This is a genomic window from Lunatimonas salinarum (genome assembly GCF_017811155.1).
Taxonomy (GTDB): Bacteria; Bacteroidota; Bacteroidia; order Cytophagales; family Cyclobacteriaceae; genus Lunatimonas; species Lunatimonas salinarum.
This window is the reverse complement of sequence record NZ_JACVCV010000003.1, coordinates 12,952-26,300: the sequence shown is the minus strand read 5'-3', so window position 1 is coordinate 26,300 and position 13,349 is coordinate 12,952. Positions and strand designations below refer to the sequence as shown.

Genomic DNA, 13,349 nt, shown 5'->3' with positions numbered 1-13,349 from the left:
CCTAACAAATTTTACTGTTAAAGAACCTGGTAAACCATTGTATCACGTCGTAAGACTGAGTAACTTCGTGAGGAACCGGGACGTAAGGAGACTGTATAAACTGAGCTAGCCGTTCTGTACAGTCTTTTCCCAAGATAAAAATATTCTCTGAATTGTAAAAATCATAATTGGCAATAGAAGTATCGCTAGTAATTAGCTTTTTGTTTAGAAAAATAGATTCCATTACTCTCAAAGTAAGGCCACTTTGTCCTTCCTGAACATAATCCAAAATACAACGACTACGAGAGACAATCTCCAAATAAGCGCTATACTGAATAGGTTTATTGTAGTTAACCTTTTGAATTTTCTGCAGAAGGTTTTTCTTATTCCAGTCCGAATCAACTATATAAGTATAGGTTTTTAATTGTTGTGAGGCTAACATTTCAAAAAAATCTTCAACTGTCTTTCTTCTTCCCTTATCAACCCCTATAAAGCAAACATCATATAAAATATCTTGCTGAGGAAGCTGAATACAATCAAAATAAAATGTAGAGTTAAACCGGAGTTTATATCGATGTCTGTCTTCCGGATCAAAAGTCCAAATCTCAAAAGGCTTGTCTAGAAGATGTTTTGGTTTCACTTTTAAAGGAAATACAGGATTCCAATAGTAGTATATAATTCGGATTTTTGGATTTATTTCGGTTATATAGGTTAGTGCCTCATATGAATTACCTGCAAAAAAAATTACGGTATTAATTTGATCTAGCTGAGATTTCCAGCGGTCAAACCAGTAGTGTTTAGGTAGCCCTAATTTCATCGCAAAATGCTTGACTACTTTTAAAACTAATGGCAATGGTCTGTAGGTACCAAAAACATTAAATCCTTTTTGTTCAAAATATTGGATAAAATAAGGAACCGAATTGTAAATAATGATAGTCTTATCGGCTATTGGCTTGTTCATACAAAAAAATTAGATGGAAATCTGGTTATTGCAGATAAGTCCTTTATGGTTTGTTAGAAAATGCCGAAGAGAATCATTCCAATGAGATATCTCTACACGAAAATGCTTACAAAGTTTTCGCTTATTTAGTACAACATAGTTAGGCCTTTTTACCTTCGATGGGTATTCGTCAGACAGTACTGGAACTACACGGCAGTCATGTTGCAAAATTTGCACAATCTGATAAGCGAAGTCATACCAAGAGCATACGCCTTGATTCGCATAGTGGTAAATGCCTTGAAACTTCAAGTAATTACCATCTTCAATGATTTTTAGCAGGAATCTGGAAAAATCAATGGAAGAAGTAGGTGTTCCCACTTGATCGTATACCACTTTTAATTCCTTTTTAGACGCAGACAAATTAGCTATTGTTTTAACAAAGTTGTCCCCAAATTGGGAGTACAACCAAGAAATCCGAAATATTAAATGATCGCATCCGGAAACGATGATAAACTGCTCCCCTTCAAGCTTGGTTCTTCCATAAACACCCAGGGGATTCGGAGTGACGTCCTCATTAATCGGATAACCGGTGCTGCCGTCAAAAACATAATCCGTGGAGATATGAATTAAAAATATCTTGTTTAAAAAGCATAGTTCGGCTAAGTTTTTAACCCCTATGGCGTTTACTAACCTTGCCTCCTCTTCAGAAGCTTCAGCTCCTTCCACATTGGTATATGCCGCACAATTGATTACTACATCATAGCGATTTGACGAAAAATAATTAACCATCTGAGCCGAATCGGTTAAATCTAATTCAGCTGACGATGTGAATGTGAAGTTTAAATCGAGAAAACTTTGTGCCTGATGACCGATCTCCGATCCAAGCTGACCATTCTTTCCAATTACTAGTACCTTCTTCTTTGTTACCATTAAACTACGAGTTTCTTTAAGTAATTGTAATACTCCCCTTTTAGATCTTGGATATCTTGGGCAAGTGTTTCTTTTTGGATCCAGTTGTATCTTAAGCCAATTTCTTCCAGACAAGCGATTTTAAGGCCGGTTCTTTTTTCCACCGCTTTGACAAATTCGGTAGCCTCGGTCAGGGCTTCGTGAGTACCGGTATCCAGCCAAGCATAGCCACGACTCATTACCTGTACCTTCAATTGGTTATTTGTAAGATAGAATTGGTTGACTGAAGTGATCTCCAGTTCTCCCCTTTCGGATGGAATAACTGCTTTGGCCGTTTGGACGACGGAATTGGGATAAAAATAGAGTCCGACCACTGCATAATTGGACTTGGGATTGGCAGGTTTTTCTTCTATGCTGAGAACATTGCCTTCCTGGTCAAATTCCGCCACGCCGTATCGCTCCGGATCATCTACATAATAGCCGAACACCACCGCATTCTTTTCCTCCTCCACAGTTTTGATGGAGTCTGTCAATAGGTTGTAGAGGCCTGCTCCATAAAAGATGTTATCCCCCAACACCAGACAAACATCATCCTCTCCTATAAACTCCTCTCCAATGATAAAGGCCTGCGCTAATCCATCTGGGCTGGGTTGCTCTTCATATTGCAGCTGAATGCCCAACTGGCTACCGTCGCAAAATAGCTTTTTAAAATTAGGCAAATCATGAGGGGTGGAAATGATAAGTATCTCTCTAATCCCAGCCAGCATCAATACAGACAAAGGATAGTAGATCATGGGCTTGTCATAGACCGGCAAAAGTTGTTTGGAAACCACTTGTGTAAGTGGGTGCAAACGGGTTCCTGACCCACCAGCGAGAATAATTCCTTTCATTCTTAAAAGTTATTGGTTATATGTCATTAGGTTATTGGAAATATATAGTTTAGATGTACAATATCCAAAGTTGGAAGCAAGAGTAGGTCAACCCCGTGTTCTAAATAACAGACTCTGATGTTAATCCACTTGATAATATCCAGTGTACCAATTATTAAAACGGGCAGTCCCTTCTTCAATTCCGATTGAAGACTTGTAGCCGAAAACATCTTCCAATCCCTTCGTGTCCGCCCAGGTCCTTGCCACATCTCCTGGCTGCATGGGTAGCATTTCTTTAATGGCTTCCTTGCCTAGGCAAGTTTCTATGGCTTCTATAAAGTCCAATAACTTTACGGGATTGCCGTTGCCGATATTGAAAAGGGAATAGGTTTGGGGTGCGTCTTTCTCTAAGGTGGCTACTACCCCATTGACGATATCGTCGATATAGGTAAAATCCCTAGAAAGATTACCGTTATTAAATACCTTGATTGGACGGTCATTCAATATGGCGTCGGTAAAGAGAAACACAGCCATATCCGGCCGGCCCCAAGGGCCATAGACGGTAAAGAAGCGCAAGCCTATGGTCTGTATGCCATAAAGGTGGCTGTAGGTATGGGCCATGAGTTCGTTGCTCTTTTTGGTAGCCGCATAGAGGCTTATGGGATGGTCCACCATGTCCTCGGTCGAGAATGGTACCTTGTCATTCAAGCCATATACACTTGAGCTACTGGCATAGACGAGCTTCTTGATCCCAGTATGGCGGATGCATTCCAGCAAGTTGGCAAAGCCGGTGATATTGCTTTCGATATAGGCCATGGGATTTTCCAGGCTATACCTTACTCCGGCTTGGGCGGCTAGGTTGCAGACCTTGTCAATCTTATAACTATTAAAAAGCTCCGGTAGCTTCTCCCGGTCTTCCAGGTTAAGCTTGATAAATTGAAAGCGATCATCGTACTTTTCCCCGGTAACGATCTGGTTGTGAGGCAGGTGGTCGTCAGCAATGATGCCTAATTCGGCAAGACGGCCGTATTTCAGGTTGACATCGTAGTAGTCATTGATATTGTCCAGGCCCAGCACTTCGTAGCCCAACGCAAGCAGCTGCCTGCAAAGGTGGAAGCCGATAAATCCAGCGGCGCCGGTGACGAGTATTTTGGTCATGTCTTTTGTGATTTGTCGAACTGTCGAATCGTCTTGTTGTCGAACTGTCGAATCGTCGAACTGTGGAATCGTCTTGTTGTCGAACTGTTTGATCGATGGGGTTTTCTAAAGATGCTGTAAATAATTTGATCAAAAACTTCTAACTAAAAGCTACCTGTGTTACAATCCGCAAGTAACTTTCGCTTCGAAACGCCACCGATTCGACGATTCGACGGTCAAACGATTTGCCACTAAAACAGATCGACAATTAAAAGATCCGAAAGATTCCCTAATCTCTTCTTGTTCTCAAATCGCCGTCCCTATTTACCTGGTACTTGTAATAAGCGTTGAGCTTGTTTATTAATTTGTCGAGTTTTAGTCGGAATGTTGTGTAATCGGATTGTTCGATAAATCCAAGGTCGAAAGCAGCGATTAGATGATCTAATACTTCCAGCGCACTGCTATACGCATTGTTAGTAAACCGTGCCCTGTCCTTATCAGAGGCTCTTCCCGAGCCTTCTACTAAATTTGCAGTGACAGAACCTATTGCTCTTCTAAGCTGGCTTGTTAGGTTGTATTGTTCCTCTCTAGGGAAACTTTGAGTTAGTTTGTAGATGTCAACCCTCAGTTCCTTTGCCAAAATCCAGACTTCAAGTTTTTCAAATGAATACGTGTGGAAGGGTGGGAGCATGGTTTGTTTTGTCGAACTGTCGAATCGTCTTGTTGTCGAACTGTTGAATCGTCTTGTTGTCGAACTGTGGAATCGTCGAACTGTTTGATCGATGGGGTTTTCTAAAGATGCTGTAAATAGTTTGATCAGAGACTTCTATCTAAAAGCTACCTGTGTTACAATCCGCAAGTAACTTTCGCTTCGAAACGCCACCGATTCGACGATTCGACGGTCAAACGATTCGACAATAACGACGATTCGACGATCAGACCGATAAGGTCTCCCAGTACCACGCACAGGCTTCTTCTAGTCCGGTGCGCAGGGAATATTGGGGCGCGTAGCCAAGGACAATTCGGCCTTTGTCGATGGATGCCAGGGAGTGGGGAACATCTCCTGCCCGGCCAGGCCCGTATTGGAACTCGACATGTTTGATTTTAGGATCGTACACCGAAAGTCCTTTTTTTAAAGCCTCAGCCAGTTCGTTTAGGGATGCCCTTTCTCCATAGGCCACATTAAAGACCTCGGCCAGGCCGCTACCTTCTTTGCCTTCAGGTACGCCGGGAGTTTCTTTTCGATAGTCTTTCAAACGTGCTTTTATTTCTTCTGTTGGTACTGCGGCGGCCAGTTCATTGGCCTGTATCACATTCTCTATGTAGGTAAAATCACGAGAGTACGATCCGTCCCCGTTGATTTGGGGGCTTTCGTGCCGGATCAGGGAGGAAACAAACTTTGGGATGACCGCGGCATAGGCGCCGTTGGGGTCCTGCCTTCTGCCAAAGACATTGAAGTAGCGCAATCCGATGGTTTCTATGCCGTAAATATCGGAAAAGTTCTTCGCAAAGAGTTCATCCACGTATTTGGTGATGGCATAGGGGGAGAGGGAATTGCCAATGACGTGCTCTACCTTCGGCAGGGCAGGATGGTCTCCGTAGGTGGAGGAGCTTGCTGCGTACACAAAGCGCTTTACGCCGGCCTCTTTGGCGGCAAAGAGCATTTTCACAAATCCACCGATATTGACGTCCACGCTGGTAGCGGGGTCCTGAATGGATCGGGGTACGGAGCCCAGGGCCGCTTGATGGAGTACGTAGTCGCAGCCGGCTACGGCCTTGGCGCAGTCTTTTTCATTGCGAATATCTCCCTCTATTAGAGTAAAGCGTTTGTTTTTTAATGCCTCTGCCAGGTTTTCCTGCTTGCCTGTAGCAAAATTGTCCAGGCATACGACCTCGTTGTCCTGTTCCAGTAGCCGATCTACCAGGTTGGATCCGATAAAGCCGGCGCCGCCGGTGACTAGTATTTTTGAGTTTTCAAGTTTCATTGGTAAAAAAAGATACACACGCTACCTTCTCGGTAGACAGGTGCGTGAAATAGAGTAGAAATAAGGTTGAATATGGTTGATATAACCCGCGAAATTTTGGCTTGGTGAACCGTCGGATGGGGTTTATTTTCAATCGTTGTCGTCATTGCGAGCGACGCATGAGCGAAGCAATCTCATTCGTGCTGTCGAATCGTCGAAACGTTGGATCGGGAGAAAATCTGGTCTAAGATCTAAGATCTCATATCTCATATCTAACATCTCAAATCTTACGTCTCCTCAGGGGGATTGCCGCGGCTTGATGTCGGTTATCGATTCTAAATACTGCTTTTGGTTTATCGTCTACTTACTTTTCAGATTAAGCTTATTCGCAAGCCTCGCAATGACGGCGCGAGAAGATTTTCCTCCAGACCGCACCCTATTAGAGACTATGGCGTATAATGTCCGCGTAGAGAAAATACATATAGGGTATTATTTCTGATCTCATAGATGTATCGATGTTCTCTGTCTATTCGTCTCGACCATTTTCCCGTGTATTGGTATTTGAGAGGTTCAGGCTTGCCGATCCCAGAAAACGGATCCGTTAGAATTGCTTCAGTAAGTTCTCTAATTTTCTTTAGGGCTTTTGAATTGCCACTTTTTTTCCACTCCTCAAGGTCTTTGTATGCCTGTTGAGTGAATTCTATTTCCATATATCGTCCAGTGTTACCTTCACAGTACGGCCGCTCTGAATGTCTTTTTCACCTTCCTTTATTTTCTCTTCAAAAGCTGGATTATAGGCGCCTTTGCCTTCTTCAAAGGCTACGTCCAATGCTTTGAGCACCGCTTTTATAGCATTGAGTTTGGCTTCATTATCGGGGTGAACGATTAAGTAGTTCATAAGCAAGATCAGGATTTATTGGAGGGTTTGTAGTTAGTCAAACGAATTTGACTCCAATTGAGTTTATCAAGCGTTCAATCAGTTGTCGTCATTGCGAGGAATGCGCGACGAAGCCATCTCATTCATACTTTCAAATCGTCGAACTGTTGGATCGTGAGAAAATCGGTCTAAGATCTCATATCTCAAATCTAGCATCTCAAATCTCACCTCTTACGTCTACCTACCTCACTTCTTCCTCCTCAGTGCCCTTTTCCACCAAGGTAGTACCACTTCTTCGTGGTATCCATACGTGTTGCCGTAGCCGTAACCGTAGCCGTAACCGTACCCATAGCCGTATCCCAGATCCTTGTGCACGTCGTTGAAGAGGGCGTAGATCTTGGTAACACCGCCTTTTTCCACCAGGTTGTTGAGGATCTGTACGTTTTCGCGGTGGGAGTAGTCCTGCCGGAATACGTAGAAGCTTACATCTGCAAAGGGAAAAAGCTGCTTGGTCTCCGATACCAGGCCTACCGGCGGGCAGTCCATCACGACCACGTCGTACGACTCCTTCAGCTCGGCCATCGTTAGGGCAAACTTTTCCTGAAGCAATAGCTCGGAAGGGTTTGGCGGGATGGGTCCGGAGAGGATAATATCCAAGTTTTCGTAGCCGGAAGGTTTCACGACCTCCTTCCATACCGCTTGAGAGCTTAGCACGGTACTTACGCCCCGGTCATTGCTCAGGCCAAATTCCTCGGCGATTTTGGGTTTGCGCAAATCCAACCCGATAAGCAGGGTACGCTTGCCCATGAGTGCATAAGCCGCGGCCAAGTTGATGGAGGCGAAGGTTTTGCCCTCGCCGGAAATGCTTGAGGTAAAGAGGCAGGTGATTTTTTCCTGATTGGGGACGAGGTAGGTAATGTCGGCCCGTAAGCCCCTAAAGGATTCGGTTACGGTAGAACGTGGACTGGTAAACACGGGCACATTTTGACCGGTGGTGTTACGACCTATGGTGCCGATCAGGGGTACACGGCCTTCCTTTTCGATGTATTTGGGATCTTCCAGCTTGATATTCAGCAGGTCCCGTAAGCTGATAAAGCCAATCGGGATCACCAATCCCAAAATGATTCCAATCAGCATATTCAGTGCCTTCCGTGGGGCGATGGGAAACTGACTGGATTTTGCTTGATCCAGGATTTTGTTTTTGGGCATGTTGGAGGCCTTGGTGATTTCGGCCTCCGCCCTTTTTTGAAGCAGGTATACGTAGATGTTTTCGTTGATGCTAAACTGTCGCTGAATGCCAAGCAGTTGGCGTTCGGTTACGGGCAAGGTGTTGATTTCCCGTTCGATCAGGCGGATGCGGCTATCCAGTTCGGTGATCAGGGTTTGGTTGTTCCGTATGGCGTTGTTGATGTTTTCCTGCAGGGCATTCTTGACGTTAAGTATTTTGCTGTTGATTTCCCTTACCGCAGGTGTCTGCTCGGATAGATTGGCCGAAAGGGTGATTTTTTGTGCCTGCAGTTCGGAAAGGTTTAGCACGAGGGAGTTTAGTAGGGGGTCTGCTACGCCCATGACGGATGGTGCTACAATATTGTTTAGGTCGTCCCGCTGTAGGTAGGTTTGTAAGGTTTGATAGTAGCTCATTTGAAGTTCCGCTGTTCCTTTTTCTTTTTCTACTTCCTGCAGTCGGGAGAATATCTGATTGCCTTCTTGGGAGAGGTTGAAGATGCGGTTTTCCGAGCGGTATTGCTCCAGCCGGCTTTCAAAGTAGTTTAGGGAGTCGGTAATGCCCTGCAGCTGATTTTCTATAAAGAGGACGGTGTTTTCAGAAGCTTTGTTTTTTTCACGTAGTTCCCGTTCCAGGTAAGAGTCCATCAGTTTATTGAGGTATTCTTCTCCCATTCGTCGTATGGGTGTTTCCAAACTTAACGTTAGTATGGAGGCCATTTTGTTAATCGCATTTACCTGAAGGTTGGATTGGTAGGCAAAGGCGAGGGAGGGGGTATCCTGTAGGTCAAAGAAGACGATTTCCCCGGGAAGTGCGCTCGTGTTTTCGATGGAAAAGTGGTAAGTGTTGCCCGATATGGGTTCTCCGAAGGCATATTCCCCCTCTATTGCCGGCAGATTTTCTATCCGGCTTTTGTACCGGGGATCCTGCGGGTTGTAGAGAGAAAAATTTTCCGTTTCATAAAACAGCGAAAAGCGGCCGCTGTCTTTGATCTCTACCCGAAACCTGCCTCCGATCATTTGTGGTTTGGACCAGTCCACGTCCACAAAGATGGGATTGTTGCCGTAAATTTGGGACGTTTTTAATAGTCCCTTTAGGTAGTAGCGTACGTTGAGGTCCATTTTTTTGACCGTTTCCTCGGCAATGGAGTAGGATTTGAGGATACCGATCTCATTATCGACGTTCGCGCGGGGTTTAAACAGGGCCGCCGCACTAAATAAGTCCTGCCCGGTTCCGCTAGGGTCGTCGGTGACAAGTACGGAACTTTCTACCCGATAGATTGGCGTCGCCCAGCGATTTGCCAAAAAGGCTACTGCCAATCCGAAACAAACCGAAAGGGTAATGATGGGCCAATGGCTCAGGTATTTAAACAGGGTTGCCCTTAAGTCTATCTGATCCTCTTCGGATGCAGTACTTTGGGAGTATGTACTAGATGGTTTCATTAGCGGGTAATAATATTTAAGACAAGCGCAATAGCGGTTACGGACGAAATCAGCAAGGCTAACGTCTGTGAGGCGTTTTCACCCGAGCCTACTTCCCGTACCTTCATGGGTTCGGCATATAGCTGATCATTGGGTTGGATAAAGTAAAAGGGGGAGTGTACGATATGCCTATCGTTTAGATTGACCCGGTGCAGCCTGGTGCCGTCTGGGTATTGCCGAATGATAAGCAACTCATCCCGCTTTGCGACGGTCGTTAGGTCACCGGAGTGGGCAATAGCTTCGAAGATGGTCATCCTATCTTGTAGGACTACGTGCTTACCCGGGCGACGAAATTCTCCCAATGTAGAAAAGCGAACCCCTCCCAACTTCACTGTAACGAATAGTTCCGATTTCACATATTCCCTTAGCTTGGATTCGATTTCCAGTCGGGCTTCCTCCAAGGTCATTTGCATTACGGAAACATCTCCCAACAATGGAAGGCGAACATTACCGTTTCGATCGATCGTAAACCCAGTCATGTAATAGATGTCCCCACCCGTTTGAGCAATTTGACCGATCATTGCCCGGTTTCCACTTCCGGCAGTCTGATCCTGAAAACCAAAACCCTCCTTGATCATATCCTCGGCGGTTTTGACATTGATATCGAGGATGTCGTTAAACTGCAGGCGGTACTCGGGAAGTTCGTAGGTGATCAGTTCCCCGTCCGCAATCGGTACGTTGCCTTCCAGGTTTTGTAAGTAAATAATCCGCTTGTTGGACACGCAGGACGCACCCAAGGCCAGCGTAAGGGCCATTACGAATAGCTGTTTATACCATGCCATGAAGATTGTTGGATTTTAGCGAGCGCATTGCCTCGACCATGCGCGCCCAAGATACAAGAAATTTTATTGTTATTTTCCTCAAAAAACCAAATCAACGCAAGCCTGTGAAGGAAGTACGAAAAGTCGAATTAACAAACGTCAAAAAACAACTTTTGAAATGCATTTTTGATGTGTTGTAACGTATTATTAATTTGGGTGTTTATTTATTTAGTTGATTAATTGTCAGTTAGTTATATGGGGTTTTTGTTGGTGTTTGGATTGGAATGAACACAGTTTCACCACGTGAGTCCCAAACCGGACTTGGGCACGAAGCTATTAAAAAATCCTCAAAAGCGTCAATACATTTCTTGATTTTATAACCTACATAAACCAAATTTAATTTTCCGGTTGGTCATAGGATGTAAGGCTTGCCGGATTTGTACACCTTCCCCATAAGGGTTTCTTTGTATGGGGATTGGGGGGGAGGGAGAAAACCTAGCAGATCTGATCGGATGGTATTATTCTTTCCCGCAAGGTCTGCCAGAGCGGTGTGTCCCCAGGGTATTGATTACGCGCCTTTGGCGCTTGCGGTGGTATATTCCCATGTTTCCTTGGGCGTTGCCCAAGGCTAATGATTTAGCACCGTTGGTGCTGACATACATATGCACCAACGGAGTGACTGGGACTGGCATAGCTTCGCTGGGCGGGGACTTCCCAAAATCGGCGGGTGCGAGCGGTGTCCGATGCGAATGGTTTTGCACGGTTGGTGCGGATATACAAAAGCACCAACGGTGCGATAAGCATTAGCATACCCTGCCAGGGGTATGGAATCATTCGACCACCTCCCCGGAAGCACCATCGGTGCGACGATCAACCCCACAAATATCGCTCATCCTATTCAATCTTATATTTTTCTCCACTTGGAGGAATGAGATTTCACTTCATCAATGAATGGATACCTATCCTTTGCCGGGCTACGTTTCAAGCGGAAGGATGTTCAGTTCGATAAACGCCCCTGTGGCATTGGGTGCGGTGACCAATTGGGGGATTCCCTGTATCATGTCTACGGTCTGTCGGTGTACGTGCCCTGCGAATACTCCCAGCAGGTTGGGTGCCCCGAAGACCTCCCGGTGAAAATCCATGGTTTCCCGGGTGTGGCCGGACTTGGGCCAGCGCACTCGGCCTTCCAGTTCGTGGTTTCGGTCCACTTCCCAGCCCCAATCGGGATGCCCGCAGCCGTAGCCCACGGAGCGACCCGGTGCGTAGAGGGGGATATGTACCAGCAGAATTAGGGGGTTGCCGGTCTGCACCTGCGATCGAAAGAAGGCCAGTTGTTCTGCCGTGATTTCGTAGGTGGAATTATCCAGGGAGAGCACGGTTATGCCTTTGATTTCCCGGACGGCCATCAGTGGGTCGTTGCCCTGAAACAGTCTCTTGAGGCGTTTTTCGGACCATTCTGCTCGAAGTGCGTGGATACTGCCTTCCATGCCCTCGTAGTGCCAGTCGTGGTTGCCGGTGGTGTAGAGGTAGTCCAGGCCGCTGCTTTGCAGCCGCTCCATGACCCAGTCCACTGCCGCCTCTGAGGGAAAGCTGAATATATCGCCAGATAGCCCCACCAGATCGGCGTTCCATTCCTTGGCATGGGCCAGGGTTTCGACAAAGGCCGCTTCGGGATGGGTAGCTTCACCGCTTTGCCAATGGGTGGTTTGATTGTAGGCCTTGGCCATACGGGCACTGTAGCGGGTATATGGCAGGCCGCGCTCGTCGTCGCGAAACAGGTGGGTGTCGGTGACGTGCAGGATTTTCACTTCTTCCCTGAGCCCTTCCACGTAGATGGTCACCTGATGACCGGTGATGCTGACGGTGCGTTTTATCGGTTTGGCTTCCCTGAAGGACCTCGGGCCGTGTGGGGCAAGGGCATAGGCAGCTCTGGTTCCCAGACCTAAACCTAAGGCACCTCCGGCAATGCGTGTAATAAAACCTCGTCGTTGCATGGCTTGGTTATTTATGTTTGGTGGGGTTAATTTCCCAAGTTGATGACTACCTTTCCGAGGGATACCACCACCTTCAGCAGGCGGTCGTGGATGTTTTTGCGGGCATCGGGAAAGGAGTTGCGGTTATAGCAGTCGATGAAATCACTCAGGTGAAGGAATAGCTTGTTGCCCGAATCTGCCAATTCTACGCTGATTTTAAGGCCGGAGCTAAACTCCAATTGGACCAGTTCAGCGGGGCCTAGTTCGGTCTGTCCCTTTCGACCGGTCAGTTTGTTTTGGAACACGTCCTTTTTAAAGTCCGAAATCGATACCAACTCTTCATTGATACTGTCAGATGGGGGCTTGGTACGAAAGCGGTCAAAGATTTTTTTATTTTGACCCTCGGAGGAGATGTTGAAGGTTTTTTCACCAAACAACTTGTAAGTAAGCTGCAGGTCCACGTGGTGCAGGTAGATGCCGGACTCCCGCCGAATGAGGCGCTCTACCATTTCCCCTACCAAGTGGATGATTTTGGCGGCATTTTCGATTGGGTCGGTGTGTAGCAATAGGTGGTTTCGATCGTCGCAGGCAAGTATAGGAAGGCCCTCGGCTTGTTCTTTTTCAAATGCCTGACGCAGTGCGTCGTACCCCACATGGCTTTCCCGGTATACGCCTTCGTTTCGGGTGATGATTTTGTCGATTTGCTGGGATAGGATGGTGCCCTTGATTACCATGCGGGCCGCATCCTTTTCAGCGGAGTTGCGTGTCAGAAAGTGATCTACCAACAAGGCCGCTTGCTGATGGGCATTGAGCACCAGGAATTTGCCTTTATGGTTTAAGTAGCCGATTATCACCCGCTTCAGTGTTTTGTCAAATCCCAATACAAAATCAATCTCCTTTTCGCGGGCCTCGTTGGCAAGAGGAAGGAGAAATTTGAAGTTTAGGTTTTCGTCGTCTACTTTTTCGATGTCGTAATACACCGTTTCGCATACCATTTCCTCCACCATGCGTTCCAAGTGGTGGAGTTTGGCGGTGGCGGGGAGGTATAAAATGCCTTTGATTTTTCGGGCTTCCGAAGAAGCTTCTGTATTTTCCATTACCTAAAGTTGTGTTATTTGAAGAGCAGATCTGAATCTGCGTGGATTTGATGCGCCGGTACCTAGATGCTGCCTAACGAAGCTTAAAATTATACGCTTATGTGGTAGAAAGCAAATGCATGGAGCCGACGATTCTG

Annotated in this window: 12 protein-coding genes; all 12 read right to left on the bottom strand. The window is 46.2% G+C overall.

Annotated elements, in window-relative coordinates; translation table 11 throughout:
• Nucleotide 1: 1 nt before the first annotated feature.
• The gene (locus tag IAQ59_RS03920; RefSeq protein WP_209329489.1) at nucleotides 2-940 is read right to left on the bottom strand and encodes a WaaS/CpsH family glycosyltransferase; all 939 of its coding nucleotides are present in this window, start codon (nucleotides 938-940) and stop codon (nucleotides 2-4) included.
• Between the two features lie 9 nt (nucleotides 941-949).
• A complete protein-coding gene (gene rfbD, locus IAQ59_RS03915) occupies nucleotides 950-1,849 on the bottom strand; it encodes a dTDP-4-dehydrorhamnose reductase (RefSeq protein ID WP_209329488.1) in 900 nt (299 codons plus the stop codon).
• A complete protein-coding gene (gene rfbA / locus IAQ59_RS03910; protein ID WP_209329487.1) occupies nucleotides 1,849-2,718 on the bottom strand; it encodes a glucose-1-phosphate thymidylyltransferase RfbA in 870 nt (289 codons plus the stop codon). The genes rfbD and rfbA overlap by 1 nt, the downstream gene beginning before the upstream one ends.
• Nucleotides 2,719-2,838: 120 nt before the next feature.
• Nucleotides 2,839-3,855, bottom strand: coding sequence for an NAD-dependent epimerase (locus IAQ59_RS03905; protein WP_209329486.1), 1,017 nt, complete (start codon nucleotides 3,853-3,855; stop codon nucleotides 2,839-2,841).
• 268 nt (nucleotides 3,856-4,123) lie between these two features.
• Nucleotides 4,124-4,525: a four helix bundle protein gene (locus IAQ59_RS03900; RefSeq protein WP_209329485.1), complete on the bottom strand. Its 402-nt coding sequence runs from the start codon at nucleotides 4,523-4,525 to the stop codon at nucleotides 4,124-4,126.
• Nucleotides 4,526-4,769: 244 nt separating this feature from the next.
• Nucleotides 4,770-5,819: an SDR family oxidoreductase gene (locus IAQ59_RS03895; RefSeq protein ID WP_209329484.1), complete on the bottom strand. Its 1,050-nt coding sequence runs from the start codon at nucleotides 5,817-5,819 to the stop codon at nucleotides 4,770-4,772.
• Between the two features lie 425 nt (nucleotides 5,820-6,244).
• Complete coding sequence (locus IAQ59_RS03890) at nucleotides 6,245-6,508, bottom strand: Txe/YoeB family addiction module toxin (protein WP_209329483.1); 264 nt, start codon at nucleotides 6,506-6,508, stop codon at nucleotides 6,245-6,247.
• Nucleotides 6,499-6,696: a DUF2683 family protein gene (locus IAQ59_RS03885; RefSeq protein WP_209329482.1), complete on the bottom strand. Its 198-nt coding sequence runs from the start codon at nucleotides 6,694-6,696 to the stop codon at nucleotides 6,499-6,501. Before IAQ59_RS03885 ends, IAQ59_RS03890 begins: the two co-directional genes overlap by 10 nt.
• A gap of 225 nt (nucleotides 6,697-6,921) precedes the next feature.
• Nucleotides 6,922-9,342 carry a GumC family protein gene (locus IAQ59_RS03880; protein WP_209329481.1) on the bottom strand — a complete coding sequence of 807 codons (2,421 nt, stop codon included), beginning with the start codon at nucleotides 9,340-9,342 and terminating at the stop codon, nucleotides 6,922-6,924.
• A complete protein-coding gene (locus IAQ59_RS03875; RefSeq protein WP_245189422.1) occupies nucleotides 9,342-10,163 on the bottom strand; it encodes a polysaccharide biosynthesis/export family protein in 822 nt (273 codons plus the stop codon). The genes IAQ59_RS03880 and IAQ59_RS03875 overlap by 1 nt, the downstream gene beginning before the upstream one ends.
• A gap of 953 nt (nucleotides 10,164-11,116) precedes the next feature.
• Nucleotides 11,117-12,136 carry a metallophosphoesterase family protein gene (locus IAQ59_RS03870; protein ID WP_209329480.1) on the bottom strand — a complete coding sequence of 340 codons (1,020 nt, stop codon included), beginning with the start codon at nucleotides 12,134-12,136 and terminating at the stop codon, nucleotides 11,117-11,119.
• Nucleotides 12,137-12,162: 26 nt separating this feature from the next.
• On the bottom strand, nucleotides 12,163-13,212 hold the full coding sequence (locus IAQ59_RS03865) for a hypothetical protein (RefSeq protein ID WP_209329479.1): 1,050 nt from the start codon (nucleotides 13,210-13,212) through the stop codon (nucleotides 12,163-12,165).
• Nucleotides 13,213-13,349 lie beyond the last annotated feature (137 nt).